Raw genomic sequence first — 18,433 nt, forward strand, 5'->3', positions numbered from 1 at the left:
CTACCTCCTTACGCGTACTTTTTGTCACGCAGCAGGAAGAAGCCGATAATAGCATCCACAACGACTGCATACATCAGATTTACATTAAAGAAATAATTGGCAATAAAGGTACCGACAATAATCAAAAGCGGCAGTGCAAATTTTTTCTTCAGCTCTTTTTTGAGCAGGTCGATTGCAACGTTAATAATAATAGCCGTCGCACCGCACTGCATGCCCTTCAAAACCAGCTGAATATACTGGTTATGCGCAAAGGCATCATAAGCATAGGAAATAACGCTCAGGGTAATCAGCGGCGGCAGAATAGTTGCCAGCAAAGCAGTAAGCGTACCGCGGATACCGCCAAGCTTGTAGCCCATGCTGATTGCCGCATTGGCTGCCACAACACCCGGCGCAGACTGCGCAATCGCCACAAGGTTCAGTGCTTCCTTATCATCCATCCATTTATACTCATCAACAAATTTGGCCTTCAACAGCGGAATGATTACAAAACCACCGCCGATAGTAAAGGCACTAATTATAAAGGTCGATTTAAACAGCTTCCAGTAAAAATCTTTTTCGGCTGCAGCTTCACCCATTATCAACAGCTCCTTCTGTCTATAGAATGAAATTATTATAGCATATTTGCCAGCAAAAAAACATAATTAGACTACACTAATACCTAGAAAATTTTTCACATCAGCTTTTTTGTAACAAAAAAGCACACCCTGCTACCAAATCAGTAACATGGTGTGCTATCTATAGCCTACTCAAGCTATATTATACAGTTTTGACATCCGGTCTGCAGCTTACATCATACCGGGCATGCCGCCGCCCATCGGAGGCATTGCCGGCATAGCAGCGCCTTCCTTAGCAGGTTTGTCAGCTACGATGGATTCAGTGGTCAGAACCATAGAAGCGATGCTTGCAGCATTTTGCAGTGCGCTTCTGGTAACCTTAGTCGGGTCAACGATACCTGCTTCGATCATGTCAACATACTCTTCGGTCAGAGCATTGAAGCCATAGCCCTTGCGGCTGCGTTTAATGGTATCAACGATAACAGCGCCTTCCAGACCAGCGTTGTAAGCGATTTGACGAACAGGCTCTTCAATAGCGCGTTTAACGATTTCTACGCCGGTCTTCTCATCGCCGGTAGCTTTGATTTTTGCCAGAGCAGGCTGTACTTGCAGCAGAGCAGTACCGCCGCCGGCAACAATGCCTTCAGCAACAGCAGCGCGGGTAGCGTTCAGAGCATCTTCAATGCGCAGTTTTTTATCTTTCAGCTCAACTTCGGTAGCAGCGCCGACTTTGATAACAGCTACGCCACCGGCCAGTTTAGCCAGACGTTCTTGCAGTTTTTCTTTATCGAAATCAGAAGTGGTTTCCGGAATTTGTGCACGGATTTGAGCAACACGTGCAGCAATAGCATCTTTATCACCCAGGCCATCAACGATAGTAGTCAATTCTTTGGTTACACGAACCTGACCTGCGCGGCCAAGGTCTGCCATGCTTGCGCTGTCCAGTTTACGGCCAACTTCTTCACTGATAACGGTTGCACCGGTCAGAGTAGCGATATCCTGCAGCATTGCTTTACGACGGTCGCCGAAGCCAGGAGCTTTAACAGCAACAGCCTTGAAGGTGCCACGCAGTTTGTTAACAACCAGGGTTGCCAGTGCTTCGCCTTCAACATCTTCAGCGATGATTAAGAGTTCGCCGCCGTTTTGAACAACTTTTTCCAGAACCGGCATAATGTCGGCAATCATGGTGATTTTTCTATCAGTAATGAATACATACGGATTGCTCAGTACAGCTTCCATTTTATCAGCATCGGTTGCCATATACGGGGAAATGTAGCCACGGTCGAACTGCATGCCTTCAACAGTTTCCAGATGAGTTTCCATGGTCTTGGATTCTTCAACAGTGATAACACCGTCGTCGCCAACTTTTTCCATAGCGTCGGCAATCAGGTTACCGATTTCATCATCAGCTGCGGAGATGGAAGCAACTTGTGCTTTTGCAGCCTTGGTTTCAACCTTTTGGGAAACATTTTTCAGTTCGTCAACCAGTACGTCAACTGCTTTTTTGATACCTTTTTTCAGAACCATCGGGTTAGCGCCGGCAGCAACGTTGCGCATGCCTTCGTTAATCATAGCCTGTGCCAGAACGGTAGCAGTGGTGGTGCCGTCGCCGGCAACATCGTTGGTTTTGATGGATACTTCTTTAACCAGCTGTGCGCCCATGTTTTCAAACGGATCTTCCAGTTCGATGTCGCGGGCAATGGTTACACCGTCATTGGTGATGGTCGGTGCGCCGAATTTCTTTTCCAGTACAACGTTACGGCCTTTAGGACCGAGGGTTACTTTTACAGCGTCAGCCAGAGCATTTACGCCACGCTCCAGGCTACGACGAGCTTCTTCATTAAACAGAATTTGTTTAGCCATTTTATATCGCTCCTTTGAAAATTCAATTACAAATTAATTACAGTTTTTATGTTACTTCTCAATTGTAGCTAAGATATCGCGTTCGCTGAGAATCAGGTAATCCTTACCTTGATGTTTAACAGGAGTACCGCTGTATTTTGCGAAGATAACTTCATCGCCAACTTTTACTTCAGGTTTAATCAGAGTGCCGTTGTCGCTGTATTTGCCTCTGCCTACAGCCAGAACCTTGCCCTGTTGCGGTTTTTCTTTTACTGCAGTATCCGGCAGGAAAATGCCGCTGGCAGTTTTTTCTTCTACTTCTACAACCTCTACAATTACGTGATCAGCTAATGGTTTTAACATTTTTATAACCCCTTTCGAGTATTCTTACTTACGTGAGAGTAATTTGCTTCTTGGTTATTAGCACTCATTTACTCTGAGTGCTAACCACAATTCTTATTATATCCATATTAGGAAAAATTGCAAGTACTTTTTCACTGTTTTTTACAAATTTGTCGCAAATTCTTCTTCACGCCCTCAAAAATCGGCTTCAGCGCCTTGTTTTTTTGCTTCGCAGGCCCATTTTTTTGCTTGGGCACAAAAAAAAGAGCAGTTTCCACTGCCCTTTCAGTTCATTGTTGTCTTTTGGCCGCAGCTGCAATAATGCTTTCCGCCAGCTCCTTTAAGCTGATGCGTTTTGCCATACTGAACTGCTGCATCTTACGATATGCTTCCTGCTCGGTCATTCCGTGCGCTGCCATCAGGATACCCTTGGCACGGTCCAGCAGCTTGCGGTTCTCCAGGCTTTCCTTCAGCTTATCAAGCTCCAAATTAAGCTTATGCATTTCCTGAAAGCGTTTGGCCGCAATCTCCATCGCCGGGAAAAGCTGTTCCTCACGTACAGGCTTAACCAGATAAGCAATAACGCCTGCATCCGATGCCTGCTCAACAATATCCTGCTGACTGTAAGCTGTAAGCAGCAATACCGGCGCAATATTATCGGCAGCAATAATTTTTGCCGCCGTAATGCCGTCCATAATCGGCATTTTAACATCCATAATAATAAAATCAGGCTTCAATTCCGCAGCAAGCTTTACTGCCTCCTGTCCGTTGGCTGCCTCGCCTACTATTTCATGACCGGCATCCGCCAGCATTTCGCGCAAATCAAGACGCAAAATAGCTTCGTCATCTGCCAATAATATTCTCAGTTTATTTAACATCTTCCAGTCCCCCCCTTTGGAATTGTTACTAAAGCAAGTGTACCGCCATCATCACGATTCGCCAAGCTAAAGCTCCCCTGCAGGTCTGCTTCCGCCATAGTCTTGATAATTTTCAATCCTAAGCTTTGACGGCTGCTGTTTAAAGAAAATCCTTCCGGAAGACCTACACCGTCATCGACAATCGATAAAACATAACGCTTGCTTTCTTCCGCAAAGCGCACATTAAGGCTGCCACTCATGCGTCCTTCGTAAGCATGTTCTATAGTATTCTGCAATAATTCGTTGAGAATCAAAGCGATGCTTGTTGCCTTATCAGACGGCAGCTGTACAGGATCTGCTTTAAAATCGGCATGCAGGATAAATTCCGGATGCAGCATACTGCTGATAATTGCCTGATAAATTCCCTTAGCCACCTTACCGACATCAATCAGACCGGTATCCTGCTGCGAAAGATACTCATGCACAATAGCAATGCTGTTGACTCTGTTGACGCAGTCACGCAAAACTATTTTGGTTTCGTCACACTGCGCGCGACGCTCCTGCAGGCGCAACAGACTGGCGATGGTCTGCAAATTGTTCTTTACACGGTGATGAATCTCTTTAATTACCACAGATTTTATCAGCAGCTCCTCATCCTTTTTGCGCAGCTCGGTAATATCTTGCAAAATGACAATAGCACAACCGGCCTTAGGCCTGGGAATTACCGGCAGAATACGTATGGAAAGCAAAATGCCATGCATCGTAAATTCCTTGCTTTCCGCCGTGCCTGTTTCCATAACCATACCGACCAACGGCCAGTTGATAGCAACATCATTGGTACGGCAGCCGACAAGATGAGAAATATCCATAACATCAAACATATGACGCGCACGATTGTTGGCAGCAACAATCACTCTGTTGGCATCTACTACCATAATGCCGTCAGAAGGCAGCAGTCGCCGATAATTGCTGTTATTGCTGACATCCTGCCGCAGATTACACAAAAGCTCCAACGACTGAGCAATAATAATATCATCGGGAGCAGCACTTTCAAAGCTGACGGCACCGTAGCAATGTCCGCGGCTGTCACGCAGCGGAAAAACCTTCAGACTGTTGAACATGCCCAAAGCCCATTCACGCTTGCCGTTAACAGGCACGTTTTTCTGCAGCACACGCGCAACAAGCGGCTCTTCAACCGCACGCACACGTCGCCCTGTCATATCAGGACGCACATTGCCAACCTGAGTCATCGGCTGTTCCTGCTTATAAACATTTAAAAACTTTTTATTTTCTCCCGGCAGATAAATCGTCACAGCAGCATGCGCTATATCTGCTGCCAAGCCGAGCACCTGTGGCATAGCTTGTAAACTGTTTCTTTGTTCTGCTGTTAAATTGCTCAGCATGTTTCCCCTCTTCTTCCTGCTGTTGTCCTTTCCACAGCTTTTTCTGATTAATCCACTATTTTATCCACTATATCCACAAGCTTTTCCACAACATTAATGCGCTTATATGTGGATATTGCCCGTTTATCCACAATATCCACAGGCTTATGCACTATAAAAGACACTTGTTTAGCCTAATTTCAATGATGGATTAGCGTTCAAGTCCAATGGACTGAAGCTACCGGCCTGATACATAAAATAACCACGGCAGGCAATCATTACAGCATTATCGGTACACAAAATCGGCGTCGGATGCACCAGCTGGGCACCAATCTCCTCCATAGCCTTTGCCAGTGTGTTTTGCAAAGTTTTATTGGCAGAAACGCCGCCGGCCAGCACAATTTTATTGTAGCCTGTATGCTGCATTGCATGCACCGCTTCCTTAACCAATGCATCAACAACCGCACGCTGGAAGGAGGCCGCAACATCGCTGCGGTTCACCTCACGGCCTGCCTGCTGCTGATTATGCAGATAATTGATTACGGCGGATTTCAGACCGCTGAAGCTGAATTCGTAAGGCTTATCCAGACGTGCTACCGGAAAATCAATAGCATGGTCATTGCCGCCCAATGCCAAGCGCTCAATTTCCGGACCGCCGGGATAAGGCAATCCCATAACGCGGGCAATCTTATCGAAGGCTTCACCTGCTGCGTCATCACGTGTTTGCCCCAAAAGCTCAAAGCTGTTGTAGCCGGTAACCTTCAGCAATGCCGTGTGTCCGCCGCTGACAACCAGCGCCATGAACGGCGGCTTCAGTTCGCTGTCTGCCAAAAAGTTGGCAAATACATGGCCTTCAAGATGGTTGACACCTATCAACGGTTTATCCGTTGCCCAGGCCAGCGCCTTGGCAGCCGAAAGACCGACCAGCAGCGCGCCTACAAGACCAGGTCCGTAGGTAACGGCAACAGCATCTATCTGCTCCATGCCGACGCCAGCCTGAGACAAAGCCTCGTCAATAACAGGCATAATATTCTCGATATGCTTACGCGAAGCAATTTCCGGCACAACACCGCCGAATTTGCGGTGAATAACGATTTGGGAGGAGATAATGTTGCTCAGTACCTCACGCCCGTTCTTTACTACGGCAGCCGCAGTTTCATCACAGCTGCTTTCAATACCTAAAATATATACATCCTTCTGCTCTTTATTCATGGCCTGCTCCTTCTTTATACAGCCACATTATAACTGCATTTTCATGATTGTCTTCGTAATAATTCGGACGAATGCCTTCGCTGGCAAAGCCACAGGTCAGATAAACCTTCTGCGCGGCAATATTTCCCTCGCGCACCTCCAGCGTCATAGCCGTAGCGCCAAGCTCCCAGGCCTTGTTTACTAAGGCTGCCGTCAGGCGCGTACCATAGCCCTGGCCGCGTTCTTCATCGGCAACAGCCACACGGGTAATCTGCGCTTCGCCTGCCACCAGCCAGAAGCCTGCATAACCGACAAGCTTGCCGGCACATTCCATTACCAGATAGGTAGTCAGCTCGTTGGCTATTTCATTACGCAGCATATTTTCATTCCAGGCATCATAAAAGGATTGTGCCTCTATGCCAACCAAAGCCGGAATATCCGCTTCCGTCATTGCTCTGAAGCTTATTGTTGCTTGTGCTTCTTCTCCCACAATTCCTCAGCCTCCGATCTTCTGATATAGTATGGCTCCAGGCCAAAAATTTTCTTATCGTTTTCTGCATCAAATTCTGCCAAGGCAGCCAAAGCAACAGAGCTGCCTTTAGGCATACGCAATGCTTCGGGTGCCACGCTGATAAAATCAGGCAGACCGTTTTTTGCGAGCTTGGTGCACTCGCCCAAAAGCAACGCAGGGGTTCCATGCAACGCAATTCTTTCTAATGCTTTTTCCGCACTGACAACCTCAACAGGTGCAAGCTCTACAAGCTCACCGTTGCGCCATTCATATAAGGCCTGATAAAAATTGCCCTTTTGCGCATCCAGCACCGGTGACAGCACCCTGCCTTCAAGCTGAATATTATAAGCCATAGCCTTTAAAGTATCAACTCCGTGCAGACAGCACTGCCAGCTGTAGGCCATAGCTTCCGCAGTTGCCAGACCGATACGCAAACCGGTAAAAGAACCGGGTCCCATGCTGACAGCCAAAAGCTCGATGTCCTGCTTTTGTACACCGGTACGCTGCAGCAGCTGGTCTAATTGCGGCAGCAGTCCTTCACTATGTGTCATCCCCATATTAATCGTATATTCAGCTAAAATTTCCTTATCACGGCATAATGCAATCGTGCACACCTTAGTGGCCGTATCAATTGCCAAAGTCAGCATCTTCTTCTACCTCCCGCAGCAGTTTTTCATATCTTTCACCCTGAGCCTGCAGCACAGCACGACGGCCTTCACCATCATGCAGCAAAGTAATCTGCAGATATTCCTCCGGCAGCTCCTCCTTAAACAGCTCAGCCCATTCAATCAGTGTTACACCATCGCCTCCGGCATATTCCTCAAAGCCGATGTCCTCCAGCTCCTCCGGACGGTTGAGGCGATATAAATCAAAATGCCTTATTTCCAGCTCACGCCCCTGATAAACATTCATGATAGCAAAGGTAGGACTGTTGACATCCTCCGCAGCTGCTCCCAAGGCCACAGCAACACCACGGCTGAGCAGTGTTTTGCCTGCGCCCAGGTCACCGCTCAGGCAGAAAACGTCACCGCTTGCCGCATGCTTGCCCAAAAGTCTTCCCAAGGCTTCTGTTGCAGCGCTGTCCTGCAAATAAATTTCCATAACCAACTCTCCTCACATTTGGCAAAAACACTTGCCATAGTAATCAATAATTTGAAAAAGCGGCACCAGACTTACCAGTACCGCTTCTTTGTTTTTTACAATAAAGTTGTATTACGCGTCAGCGGATCCTCAATATCCATATGACCACTCAAGGTAATAGCCTTTTTACCTTCTATCAGAATCTGTACCCGTTTAATTTCCGGAAACTCTGTCAAGGTATTGGTAATAGCGTAGCAAAGCATCATCTCACCATAGGATCCTTGTCCCTTCTTTGCCAGCTCGCGCGTAAAATCAGCATAGGCAGTGCCGTCCTGCTCAATTTTAAGACTGCGCACCTTAGTACCGATAGGTACAACATCATCCATCTTCGCGTCCTGCGGTTTAGTAGTCACCAAAGCAATCAAAGCATTTTCCGGCAAACTTTTGCCGTTATCCTTCATCGTAATTTTTTCCGGTAACAGCTTTTCGCTGCCATCGGAAGCTGCACGATAAACAATAAAGCTGATATCCTTTTTTTCCTGCACTGCAGCAGTTACCGCATTCTTAGCATCCTCTTTCGGCGGAACATTTTCACTGCAACCGCTTGCTATTACTGCACACAAAAGCAGCATCAATAAAATTAGCTTTCTCATTCTTGCCGCCTCCGTATTATGCAAAATATTTTTCAATGCCTTCAGCAATCAGACGAGCTGTCTTCTTCTGGAACCATTGTCCCTTCATCAAGGTCAGCTCCTTTTCATTGCTGATAAAGCACATTTCTACCAAAACTGCCGGCATACTGATACGCTTGATAACATAAAAGTTTGCCTGACGTACACCCAAATCATCTACACCAAAATTAGCAGCCAGCTTATTTTGGATATTTTTGGCTAAGCGCAAATCATTATCGGTTTTCGGATAGTAGTATGTAGAAAAACCACCAACATTTTTATTGACCGAAGAATTAATATGCAGGCTGACGAACATATCCGAATTATATTTTTCGCCTACGTTTACACGTGCCTGCAGTTCCTCTGCATCACTGGCATTAGGTCCGAATACATCAACATCGGTAGTACGCGTCATATAAACCTTGGCACCCTTATCTTCCAGAATTTCCTTAACTATTTTTGTAATAGCCAAGGTGATATTTTTTTCTTTGGTACCATCACTGCCGATAGCGCCCGGATCGCTGCCGCCATGGCCTGCATCTAAGGTAATAATTTTACCGTCAAGGCCGCCGCTTGTGCGGAACCTGCCGTTTCCTTTGATTACAGCAAGCTTATCAGCATCAGATTTATTGACCGGTTTATTTACTGTTGTTTCTGTTTTGGCAGCTGCAGTATTTTTCTTATTATCGTTTTTCTTTTTACTGCTGCTCTTCTTTTTGTCCGCTTTCTTATCCGCTGCGGTACTTGTTTTTATAACGGTATTTTTCTTGATACTGCTGTTAGTCTTTGTCGGACGGTTGCTTACTACCGGTCTGTTGCTTACAACGGTGGTTGCAGCACCGGAACCGCTGTAGGAAGCCTGGCGCGGCGTAACATCAAGCACTACACGGAAGGGACGGCCTGTTGCAGGATCCTTCTTTAAGACGAAAGCCTTATAGCTTTTTTCCAGCAGGCGCTGTTTCAGCGGTACACGCACCACCGTATAGCTGCCTTTATCCACAATTTTCAAGAAATCAGCCAAAGAGCTTTTTACAGCCTTACTATGCGGCACCTGCGCTCCCTTATCAGCATTCACCGTCAGATTCAGCGTATCGCCTTCCATATCAACAGCATAGCCTGCAGTATCCGTTACATCAACAACAATACGCAGAACGTCTGCTTTATTGACACCCCATTTTACATCTGTTATCTGCGCCGCCTGAGCAACCGCGTCTAAAAGCATACAGCAGGCCAGCAGCGTCAGCAGGAAAATCTTGCGCAATAGTTCCACCTCGCAAACTTACACACTCTTACCGAAGATTTTACTTCAACAATTTATTTTAACACTAATTACAGAAGTCTGTAAACAAAATTACCGTTAAAGCATTAATTGCCCTTCAGAACCTCACAGCGGGCCTCCGGCAAAAACTGCGCCAGCTCGCCTGCTGCTAGTCCGATATCAATGCCGCTGATATCCGCAGCCTTTCCGTGCAGATAAACACCGCACACAGCAGCCTCCTGCAGAGTAATCTCCTGCGCTGCCAGACCGGCAATGATACCTGTCAGCACATCACCGCTGCCACCTGTAGCCAAAGCACTGGAGCCGGTGCTGTTGACATAAACAGTGCCATCCGGGCAGGCAATAACGGTCGGCGCTCCCTTGAGCACCAGCACAGCATTCCATTCCTGAGCATATTGTGCGGCAATATTGATACGGTCAGCATTAATTTCACTGATTTCCTTGCCGATAAGACGTGCCATCTCACCGGGATGCGGAGTCAGCACCTTTGCTGCCTGCATCTGTGTCAGAATTTCCGTATGTCCCTGTAATGCTGTCAATGCATCCGCATCAATAACAACAGGTACCTGCACCTGCAGCAGAATATCACGCACCACCTGCTGTGTGCTTTCGCTTGTGCCTAAGCCGGGTCCGATTGCCAATACATCGGCAGCATTAGCATTTTTTACTACATCGCCTGTTGCGCCGCCGCCAAGGATACCGGGCATACGCTCCAGCAAGCCGTGCACCATAACCTCCGTGAGCTTGCCTGCAAGCACATCACGGCTACTGAGCGGAGTATAAAGCGCTACCAAGCCTGCACCGGCCTTAACTGCGGCGTAGCTGCTCAAAGCAGCAGCACCTGTGAAGCCTGGGCTGCCGGCACAGATAACAGCACGTCCTGCATCGCCCTTATGCGCATCTGCTTTACGCAGCGGCAGCAGCTCGCGCACAATATCGTCTGTCAGACGATATTTTTTGCTTGCACATTCCTCTACCATTTTTGCAGGCATACCTATATCTGCCAGCTCAATGTCACCGCAATATTCACGGCCGGGATAGAGCAAAAGACCGGTTTTCAACAAAGCCATCGTCACTGTTTTATCCGCACGTACAGCATTTTCAGAAACAGCACCATTGTCTGCATTTACACCTGTCGGTACGTCAACAGCAACAATATATTTTTCGCTGTCATTCATCAGTCTGCAGGCACGCAGCAAATCGCCCTCCAGCTCGCCATGAAAGCCGGTTCCTGCTAAAGCATCAACCAAAATATCAGCCTTCGCAGCAGCCAGCTCTGCTACTACCCAGTCATCCTCGCCGGCAATAGCCTCTACCTTAGCATCAGTTTTTTGCAGCATCGCCAGCTCTGCCGCAGCATCACCAGTCACAGCCTCGAGTGCCTTGCCTACGACAAAAACGCGCACTCTTGCGCCATAATTTTGCAGCCAACGGGCAGCACCGAAGCCATCACCGCCATTATTGCCGCCACCGCAAAAAACAACTACGCTCTTACCATCCAGCTCGTCTAAGCTATCATTAACAGCATCGGCAACAGCCTGCGCTGCATTATCCATCAACAAGATTCCCGGTACAGCATATTCCGCTGTCGCCAGTTGATCAAGCTGTTTCATTTCCTGTACATTTACTAATTTCATTTGTCATCCTCCATTATTACATACGCCACAGCAAACTCTCTGCTATGGCTTAAGCTGATTTGTATATTTTTTACTCCAAGCTGTTTTGCCAACATTGCAAAGTGACCGCTAAGCTGCACCAAAGGCTTGCCCAGCCCATCGTTGTCTACGGCTATTTCCTGTAGCGAGCCTTCGCGCAGACCGGTTCCCAATGCTTTCAGCACCGCTTCTTTAGCAGCAAAGCGTGCTGCAAAGCTTGCTGCTGCCTGCTGTCCCCTTCTTTGACAATAGGCAGCTTCCTCAGCAGTAAACACTCGCCGGATAAAAGATTCGCTCTTTATTGCCCGGGCAATACGTTCTATTTCAATAATATCACAGCCTATGCCTACTATCATATGCTTTCACTCCTTCACACAGCTTCGTAACTATTATTAATTCTTGCAAGTATATCCAAAATCCTTTTTTTATTTTTGATTTTCACAAAGATATTGCAAAATTTAAAGAGATTCTTCTTTTACCACAGATATCGGCAAGCTTAACTTCTTCATCATTGCAAAAATCCCCGATATCGCGCAAATACGCAATACCGGGGAAATAGTTTTTTATTAAGCTGCTGTTAAATCAGAAGCAGGCAATCTGTCCGTCTGTACGCTTTTCGGTTGCACCGCACAGCACGCCATCCTCATCGCGGATAATAATCTGTCCGCGGCCCATATGATACGGGTCGGGCTGAACCACAACATTATGGCCCATACGCTGCAGCTGACGGATAATGTGGTTAGGAGTATCCTGCTCAACTTCTACAGTTTTACCGCCAATCCACTGCCATCTCGGCGCATCCAGTGCCTGCTGCGGATTCAGGCCGAAATCAATCATGTTCATAGCAACCTGAACATGAGCCTGCGGCTGCATAAAGCCGCCCATAATACCAAAGGCACTCACAGCCTGACCATCCTTGGTCATGAAGGCAGGAATAATGGTATGGTACGGACGCTTGCCACCCTGCAAAGCATTCGGATGGTTTTCATCAAAAGAGAAGTTCTCGGCACGGTCATTAAAGGAAATAGAAGTACCTGGTACAACGATACCGCTGCCAAAGCCACGATAGTTGCTCTGAATCATGCTGACCATATTACCCTCGGCATCAGCGGTGCAGAAGTAAACAGTGCTGCTATAACGCGGGTCACCTACAACCGGCTCCAGCGCTTTATCATTAATCAGAGCACGGCGGTCTGCGGCATAGCGCTCACTCAAAAGCTGCTCGGCAGTAACCTTCATGTAGGAAGGCTCGGCAACATATTCTTTAGTATCAACAAAGCTCAGCTTCATAGCTTCGATTTGCTTGTGCATTGTTTCTACGGTATCGCGCTCAGTAAAGTTGTAACCCTTAAGAATGTTCAACGCCATAAGTACGGTAATACCATGACCGTTAGGAGGCAGCTCCCAGATATCGTAGCCGCGATAGTTAACGCTCAGCGGTTCAACCCATTCCGGTTTGTAGGCTTCAAGGTCGCTCTTGCGCAGGAAGCCGTTATGCTCCTGCATAAAAGCGTCAATCTTATCTGCCAGTTCACCTTTATAGAAAGCATCACCATAGGTTTCGGCAATCAGGCGCAGGCTTTTAGCCATATCGGGATTCTTAAATACTTCGCCCGGCTGCAGCCAATGACCGTTAGGCTCAAAGGTATCAAACCAGCCTTTGAATTCCGGTCTGTCTTTATATTTGGTATAGAAGCCGTCAGCCTCTTCCCACAGGCGGCTCATGTTCGGAGAAACAGGATAGCCGTTTTCCGCATAGTTGATGGAGGGTTCCATAACAGTTTTGATAGGCAGCTTGCCAAACTTTTTATGAATTTCCATCCATGCGCCTACAGCACCCGGAACGTTAATCGGCTCAACACCATAGGGAGGAATTTTATCAAAGCCACGTTCCTTCAAAGCTGCGATAGAAGCAGCCATCGGAGCCGGGCCGCTGCCGTTAATACCATACAGCTTGCCCTTATACCAGATAAGTGCAAAGCAGTCACTGCCAAGGCCATTACCGGTAGGCTCAACTACAGGCTGACAGGTTGCAACAGTAATAGCGGCATCAATTGCGTTACCGCCCTTAAGCAAGGTTTGCAGGCCTGCGGAAGCAGCGGTAGGATTACCTACGCATACCATACCGTTTTTAGCATAAACAACACTACGTTTAGAAGCATACGGATAATTTTGTGCATCAAATTTCATTGCTATTCTCCTTTACCAACTTACAGGAATTTCTCTAAAATACCGGCAGTAATTACCGAGAAAGTAGTAACGGTAGCAAAACCGCCTACAAGATATTTCGGCATAATGGCATCGTTGACAACCTGCCTTTCCTCTTCCGTTTCACCTGTAGCAATCGCAATTTCGTTTGCTACCAGATAGGTGGCCGGGAAGCCCAAAAGCTGCATTACGGCTACACCCATAGCCAGGTTTCTGTTGCCCAGGATTTTCCACAGCGGCAGAATATAGAAGAACAGGAAAAGTACAGCAAATACCACGATAAATACCATAATGGTATTAAAGCTCAATACAATCAAATCACTGACTTTAATTTTTGCCAGAGAAGGAATAATTACCGCAAATACACCAACGTTAAAGATACCGGAGGATTTTGCATGATCCAGGATTTTCGGCGGAACAAGGCCGGTGCTGCCAATTACTGCACCTAAAATCAAAGACCAAATAGTAGCGCTCAGACCGGTATATTTTCCGATAACGAATGCCAGCCAACTGAAGAAGGCTGCGATAGTCAGAGAAGCAAAAGGACCATAGAATTTTTTGTGTTTTTCAAAGAAGGTTTCTTTAGGAGCTGCACCGCCATGCACCTCTTCCTTCGGTGCATAAGGATTAACACCGGTACGACGGAATTCCGCCAATGCTTCCTTAGCAGCACGCAGGCCAAAGTAAGAAGCAACAGGAGTGCCAAAGAATTTTTGCACAGCGTACAAAACAGTACCCAAAGCAGCAGCCATAGCAAAGCCTTTATCCATAGCAGCGCTGGTCATAATCTGAGTAGCAACGATACCGCCGTTGATAATAGGAATGCTGACAATAGTTTCCTGATAGCCGATTACGGGAATCAGAACAACGCTACCGGCAATCAAAACAATCATGGATAAAACAGCAACTGCAACTGTGCGCCATTCAGCAATCAGCTGCTTAATATTCAGGCTGGTACCCATGCTGAATACCACGAAAATCAATGACCATTTGCCTACGTCAGTAAGACCGGCAAGCTTAATAATATCCGGCGGCAGAACACCTGTCATAAAACCAACAAGGAAAAGCATCAGGCTGACAAATACAGCAGATACCTTTGCCTTTGTTGCAACACCCAACACATCACCAATGCCAAAAAGCAACAGGCAGATGAATAAATAAAAAAACATACTTGTAAACAAAACGATACCCCTTTCAAAACATATATACTATTTCAGTCCGAAAATAGACCGATTTGTTATAGTATATATGTTTCATAGGTTTTTGACAAGTGAAAATTACATTTTTATATAATTTTAACCACGAGCATTTCTTTGTGTAAACTTATTAACATTTGAGCAAAGCACAATTCCAAAATATCTGATTATACTGTTTGATGAGGCAACTTATATTCGTAAACCGTAAATTCCTTTGAAATACCGAAAGCATTATGAGGTGTGCTATTTTCGTTTACTACGACTACTGAAACAAAGCGCTTAGTTAAAATTACATTTTCAATCCGAATCAGCTTAGCCCGGAAATACAAAAACTCCGCAACCGAAACAGTTGCGGAGTAATTTGTGCGATTTGTGTTTGTGATTGGTGCTTGACAGTAAACCAAAAATTACAGTTCATCCTATATTTCAAATTAGGCCCTTCTGATACTACACCATTAATGCCAACACACCATAAAATGAAAAAAACAACTATTGAAATTGCGCGTTTCAACAGAATGTGCTATTATTTAATTAATTTAAATAGAAAACTTAGTTGTTATCACAGTTGGCAGTGACAGTATGAGCATGCAATACAAAAAGATCTACTGAACAATCTTTACTATGCCATTGGCACAAGACGTGACAATTATAGTATAATAAATGCTCAATTTTTACTATTAATACATATATAGGAGAAAGATAGATTGTGCTAGGAAGATGCTCGGAACTTTTTTACTTTTATTGCTTTGTATTTGCGTTCGGCTCATGCTTTGGCTCCGGTTATATGGCCGTTGTGCAAGGCGTAATAGCAGTTGCTACAATTAAATTTGTAAGTTATCTATACAGGAATGTAGATAATTTATATTTATTTGTATTATCCTTAATTCCATTTGTAATTATAATTAAAATTATAAGTCCTGTTGCTTACTTTACTGTGTGGAGTATTACTCTTTTCTACGTTCTATTTATCTTACTTGCGATATTCAAAGGAAAGACTTCCGATGATACTAAACATATGACAGTAACGGAAATGTACCTGGCTTTACGTGATGATATTTTCAAACAAAAAAATAATAGCCTACGCTTATACGGTAACTATTATTGCTTTTCCCGAATCAAAATTACCGATAGGAGTACTAGACATGCTACGCGGAAGTCCACAGAGATGAATTAAAAAATATGAAATTACTAAATCGCTGAAAATAAATGATATTATAAGGAGGATTTGATGGTGAAAGAAGTTATAACCAAATATCAAACAAACCTAATTATTGGATTATTGCTTATCGCTATTGTGCAATTAGGAATGATTTTTTCTCTAATGAGTGAAGTAAACAAAGCCAGATATGAAGCCAGCGAAGCTTGTTCTGATATATCTAGTATAAAGCAGAATATATCAGACACAGCAGATATTACCAAGAGATTAGATAGCATAGAAAGCCGCCTTGAAGATATAGAATGTCCAAGCGGACCAAACGAAATAGAAGCTTTGCGTGCTGACTTATTTTTTCTAAAGAAAAAAGTAGACAAATTGGAACTTGATATTCTTTATAGATAAGAGGTTGATAGAATGAAAAAAATAATAATTTTAATATTAACTCTGATTGCACTAATTTTTTCTTCGACAGCTCTTGCTGGTAATAGATTTGTAGATATAGGAGAATTTTATAATCAAAAAATTTTTATTGATACTCAAAGTATTGTTTTAGCAACAGAGAAAGAAACGATTGACTATACAATATGGAAATGGGACAACCAAAATGATAGAGTAATTAGTAACAATATTGAGTATAACGTGTACATGGGAAAATCTAGATGCACTAGGACTGTTGTAAGAAAAATATCAACAAAGGAACTGATGGAAGATACCCTCCGTCCTAACGCTAACTGGCAACCAGTTTATCAGGGCACACCAACCCATATGGGGCTTATGTATATATTAAATGCTCTTGAAAAATATGACCGTGAACGAAACGCTTAATGAATAAACAGCATTCTCGCTTAGATTATAAGTGGGAATGCTGTTTTCAAATACTAGAAAGAAAGTAATACATTAAAACTTATGACATTATTCTAACAAACTGTAACGGTCTTATCCTAACGAATTTATATCAAATCAAGGAGAATGTTGCTAGTCCTAAACTATTATAAATAGCTAAATTTGCAAAACATAGATTTATGTGTAATCTACTATTGCTTTTGCCAAATCATTAAACACTTTTTACTAACATAAAAATCAAGAAAAAGAAAATAAAAATCGTACTTATTTAACGTAAAAAACAAATACAAAGATACTTGTATATTTGCAAAGAATAATTTACGCATACACTGCGCCCTGATTGCTACGCACTACCCTGTATACCTAAAATATACTATTAATAATAACTTCATCATAGTTCATTTATTTCACAGCAACCACAACACAAACCTGATAACAAGTATGTAAATTTAAAAATTTAGAAGCTGATTATTTGACACTACTACTCTGGTATGACATAAAGGATTTACACTCATAAGACATTGGAACAGCTATTAGAAGCTATAAATTCAATATAGTTTGTTGCATATGCGTTACATACTCGCTACATACCTGTTACATACGTACCTTAAATTCCATGCATTAAGGACACTTTAAAAAATTTTCCATATATATTCCAAAGAACACAGACAATACAAAAACTCCGCAACTGCAACAGTTGCGGAGTAATTTGTGCGATTTGTGTTTGTGATTGGTGCTTGACAGTAAACCAAAAATTAACGTTTGGAGAACTGGCTAGCTTTACGAGCTTTCTTCAAGCCGTATTTACGACGTTCTTTTTCGCGCGGGTCGCGAGTCAGGAAGCCTGCTTTTTTCAGTGCAGGACGGAATTCAGCGTCAACTTTCAGCAGTGCGCGAGCAATGCCGTGACGGATAGCACCAGCTTGGCCGGAAATGCCGCCGCCGTTTACGTTAACGAGTACGTCATATTTGCCTTTGGTTTCGGTAACTTCGAGTGGTTGGTTAACAATCAGCTCTAAGGTTTTCAGACCAAAGTATTTGTTCAATTCACGGTCGTTGATAACGATGTTGCCTTCACCCGGAACCAGGCGAACGCGAGCAACAGAAGATTTACGACGACCAGTTGCGTTATAAGTAACTACTGCCATTTATTTGTTCCCTCCCGGATATTATCTAACGTTGATTTCCATTACTTCAGGTTTTTGAGCTGCATGCGGATGTTCGCTGCCAGCATATACATGAAGTTTGGAGAAAATTTGAGCGCCGAGGCTGTTGTGCGGAATCATGCCTTTAACAGCGAGCTCTACCATTCTTACAGGGTTTTTCTTCAGCATGTCGCCAGCTTTTACATAGCTGTCGCCGCCGAGATAACCGGAATGACGGAAATAAATTTTGTGAGTCAGTTTTTTGCCGGTCAGAACAACCTTATCTGCATTGATAATGATTACGTGATCACCGGTGTCCATGTGCGGGGTAAAGGTCGGTTTATGTTTACCGCGCAGGACTTTTGCAACCTCTGCAGCCAGGCGGCCCAGAGTTTTATCAGCTGCGTCAACAACGTACCATTTGTGTTCGATGTTAGACGGATTAGCCATAAAAGATTTCATCGCTTATGTCCCTCCTAGATATTTTCCAAATATACAGTTCGTTGCGATCTTCTCACCGT

The 18,433-nt window shown here is 44.7% G+C and carries 19 protein-coding genes; 2 read left to right on the forward strand and 17 right to left on the reverse strand.

Annotated features, from left to right (window positions below):
- Positions 1-8 precede the first annotated feature (8 nt).
- From KAH19_RS01180 to KAH19_RS01250, 15 genes are all read right to left on the reverse strand, one after another.
- The gene (locus tag KAH19_RS01180) at positions 9-575 is read right to left on the reverse strand and encodes a chromate transporter (RefSeq protein WP_246869385.1); all 567 of its coding nucleotides are present in this window, start codon (positions 573-575) and stop codon (positions 9-11) included.
- A 210-nt stretch (positions 576-785) separates the two neighbouring features.
- Entirely contained in the window at positions 786-2,417 is a 1,632-nt protein-coding gene (groL, locus tag KAH19_RS01185; protein WP_009145698.1) for a chaperonin GroEL, read from the reverse strand.
- Between the two features lie 51 nt (positions 2,418-2,468).
- Positions 2,469-2,759, reverse strand: coding sequence for a co-chaperone GroES (gene groES, locus KAH19_RS01190; protein WP_210684786.1), 291 nt, complete (start codon positions 2,757-2,759; stop codon positions 2,469-2,471).
- Positions 2,760-3,028: 269 nt separating this feature from the next.
- Positions 3,029-3,616, reverse strand: coding sequence for an ANTAR domain-containing response regulator (locus KAH19_RS01195; RefSeq protein WP_210684787.1), 588 nt, complete (start codon positions 3,614-3,616; stop codon positions 3,029-3,031).
- Complete coding sequence (locus KAH19_RS01200) at positions 3,610-4,998, reverse strand: sensor histidine kinase (RefSeq protein WP_210684788.1); 1,389 nt, start codon at positions 4,996-4,998, stop codon at positions 3,610-3,612. Before KAH19_RS01200 ends, KAH19_RS01195 begins: the two co-directional genes overlap by 7 nt.
- Before the next feature lie 168 nt (positions 4,999-5,166).
- Complete coding sequence (tsaD, locus tag KAH19_RS01205) at positions 5,167-6,189, reverse strand: tRNA (adenosine(37)-N6)-threonylcarbamoyltransferase complex transferase subunit TsaD (RefSeq protein WP_210684789.1); 1,023 nt, start codon at positions 6,187-6,189, stop codon at positions 5,167-5,169.
- Positions 6,182-6,658, reverse strand: coding sequence for a ribosomal protein S18-alanine N-acetyltransferase (gene rimI, locus KAH19_RS01210; protein ID WP_210684790.1), 477 nt, complete (start codon positions 6,656-6,658; stop codon positions 6,182-6,184). Before rimI ends, tsaD begins: the two co-directional genes overlap by 8 nt.
- The gene (gene tsaB, locus KAH19_RS01215; RefSeq protein WP_210684791.1) at positions 6,631-7,326 is read right to left on the reverse strand and encodes a tRNA (adenosine(37)-N6)-threonylcarbamoyltransferase complex dimerization subunit type 1 TsaB; all 696 of its coding nucleotides are present in this window, start codon (positions 7,324-7,326) and stop codon (positions 6,631-6,633) included. The genes rimI and tsaB overlap by 28 nt, the downstream gene beginning before the upstream one ends.
- Positions 7,307-7,780, reverse strand: coding sequence for a tRNA (adenosine(37)-N6)-threonylcarbamoyltransferase complex ATPase subunit type 1 TsaE (gene tsaE / locus KAH19_RS01220; protein WP_210684792.1), 474 nt, complete (start codon positions 7,778-7,780; stop codon positions 7,307-7,309). The genes tsaB and tsaE overlap by 20 nt, the downstream gene beginning before the upstream one ends.
- Positions 7,781-7,875: 95 nt before the next feature.
- The gene (locus KAH19_RS01225; protein ID WP_210684793.1) at positions 7,876-8,412 is read right to left on the reverse strand and encodes a GerMN domain-containing protein; all 537 of its coding nucleotides are present in this window, start codon (positions 8,410-8,412) and stop codon (positions 7,876-7,878) included.
- 16 nt (positions 8,413-8,428) lie between these two features.
- The gene (locus KAH19_RS01230; RefSeq protein WP_210684794.1) at positions 8,429-9,691 is read right to left on the reverse strand and encodes an N-acetylmuramoyl-L-alanine amidase; all 1,263 of its coding nucleotides are present in this window, start codon (positions 9,689-9,691) and stop codon (positions 8,429-8,431) included.
- Positions 9,692-9,795: 104 nt separating this feature from the next.
- Positions 9,796-11,346 carry an NAD(P)H-hydrate dehydratase gene (locus KAH19_RS01235; protein ID WP_210684795.1) on the reverse strand — a complete coding sequence of 517 codons (1,551 nt, stop codon included), beginning with the start codon at positions 11,344-11,346 and terminating at the stop codon, positions 9,796-9,798.
- The gene (acpS, locus tag KAH19_RS01240) at positions 11,343-11,720 is read right to left on the reverse strand and encodes a holo-ACP synthase (RefSeq protein WP_210684796.1); all 378 of its coding nucleotides are present in this window, start codon (positions 11,718-11,720) and stop codon (positions 11,343-11,345) included. The genes KAH19_RS01235 and acpS overlap by 4 nt, the downstream gene beginning before the upstream one ends.
- A gap of 226 nt (positions 11,721-11,946) precedes the next feature.
- Complete coding sequence (gene ggt, locus KAH19_RS01245; RefSeq protein ID WP_021719482.1) at positions 11,947-13,554, reverse strand: gamma-glutamyltransferase; 1,608 nt, start codon at positions 13,552-13,554, stop codon at positions 11,947-11,949.
- Between the two features lie 20 nt (positions 13,555-13,574).
- Positions 13,575-14,753 (reverse strand): hypothetical protein, encoded by a 1,179-nt coding sequence (locus KAH19_RS01250; protein ID WP_246869386.1) that lies wholly within the window; start codon positions 14,751-14,753, stop codon positions 13,575-13,577.
- Between the two features lie 1,243 nt (positions 14,754-15,996).
- Here KAH19_RS01250 and KAH19_RS01255 point away from each other — a divergent pair.
- Both KAH19_RS01255 and KAH19_RS01260 read left to right on the forward strand, forming a co-directional pair.
- Complete coding sequence (locus tag KAH19_RS01255; protein WP_210684797.1) at positions 15,997-16,326, forward strand: hypothetical protein; 330 nt, start codon at positions 15,997-15,999, stop codon at positions 16,324-16,326.
- A gap of 12 nt (positions 16,327-16,338) precedes the next feature.
- Entirely contained in the window at positions 16,339-16,749 is a 411-nt protein-coding gene (locus KAH19_RS01260) for a hypothetical protein (RefSeq protein WP_210684798.1), read from the forward strand.
- A gap of 773 nt (positions 16,750-17,522) precedes the next feature.
- On the opposite strand, the gene rpsI is transcribed toward KAH19_RS01260, so the two are convergent.
- Complete coding sequence (gene rpsI, locus KAH19_RS01265) at positions 17,523-17,915, reverse strand: 30S ribosomal protein S9 (RefSeq protein ID WP_009145170.1); 393 nt, start codon at positions 17,913-17,915, stop codon at positions 17,523-17,525.
- Between the two features lie 21 nt (positions 17,916-17,936).
- The gene (rplM, locus tag KAH19_RS01270; protein ID WP_021720962.1) at positions 17,937-18,374 is read right to left on the reverse strand and encodes a 50S ribosomal protein L13; all 438 of its coding nucleotides are present in this window, start codon (positions 18,372-18,374) and stop codon (positions 17,937-17,939) included.
- Between the last annotated feature and the right edge of the window lie 59 nt (positions 18,375-18,433).

Origin of the sequence: Phascolarctobacterium sp. Marseille-Q4147 (assembly GCF_017968825.1) — a bacterium.
In the GTDB taxonomy this organism is placed as follows: domain Bacteria; phylum Bacillota; class Negativicutes; order Acidaminococcales; family Acidaminococcaceae; genus Phascolarctobacterium_A.

Bases quoted from the DNA above. Each gene is read 5' to 3' on its own strand.
- KAH19_RS01180 (WP_246869385.1), bottom strand. From the start codon at position 575: ATGGGTGAAGCTGCAGCCGAAAAAGATTTTTACTGGAAGCTGTTTAAA.
- groL (WP_009145698.1), bottom strand. From the start codon at position 2,417: ATGGCTAAACAAATTCTGTTTAATGAAGAAGCTCGTCGTAGCCTGGAG.
- groES (WP_210684786.1), bottom strand. From the start codon at position 2,759: ATGTTAAAACCATTAGCTGATCACGTAATTGTAGAGGTTGTAGAAGTA.
- KAH19_RS01195 (WP_210684787.1), bottom strand. From the start codon at position 3,616: ATGTTAAATAAACTGAGAATATTATTGGCAGATGACGAAGCTATTTTG.
- KAH19_RS01200 (WP_210684788.1), bottom strand. From the start codon at position 4,998: ATGCTGAGCAATTTAACAGCAGAACAAAGAAACAGTTTACAAGCTATG.
- tsaD (WP_210684789.1), bottom strand. From the start codon at position 6,189: ATGAATAAAGAGCAGAAGGATGTATATATTTTAGGTATTGAAAGCAGC.
- tsaB (WP_210684791.1), bottom strand. From the start codon at position 7,326: ATGCTGACTTTGGCAATTGATACGGCCACTAAGGTGTGCACGATTGCA.
- tsaE (WP_210684792.1), bottom strand. From the start codon at position 7,780: ATGGAAATTTATTTGCAGGACAGCGCTGCAACAGAAGCCTTGGGAAGA.
- KAH19_RS01225 (WP_210684793.1), bottom strand. From the start codon at position 8,412: ATGAGAAAGCTAATTTTATTGATGCTGCTTTTGTGTGCAGTAATAGCA.
- KAH19_RS01235 (WP_210684795.1), bottom strand. From the start codon at position 11,346: ATGAAATTAGTAAATGTACAGGAAATGAAACAGCTTGATCAACTGGCG.
- acpS (WP_210684796.1), bottom strand. From the start codon at position 11,720: ATGATAGTAGGCATAGGCTGTGATATTATTGAAATAGAACGTATTGCC.
- ggt (WP_021719482.1), bottom strand. From the start codon at position 13,554: ATGAAATTTGATGCACAAAATTATCCGTATGCTTCTAAACGTAGTGTT.
- KAH19_RS01255 (WP_210684797.1), top strand. From the start codon at position 15,997: ATGGTGAAAGAAGTTATAACCAAATATCAAACAAACCTAATTATTGGA.
- KAH19_RS01260 (WP_210684798.1), top strand. From the start codon at position 16,339: ATGAAAAAAATAATAATTTTAATATTAACTCTGATTGCACTAATTTTT.
- rpsI (WP_009145170.1), bottom strand. From the start codon at position 17,915: ATGGCAGTAGTTACTTATAACGCAACTGGTCGTCGTAAATCTTCTGTT.
- rplM (WP_021720962.1), bottom strand. From the start codon at position 18,374: ATGAAATCTTTTATGGCTAATCCGTCTAACATCGAACACAAATGGTAC.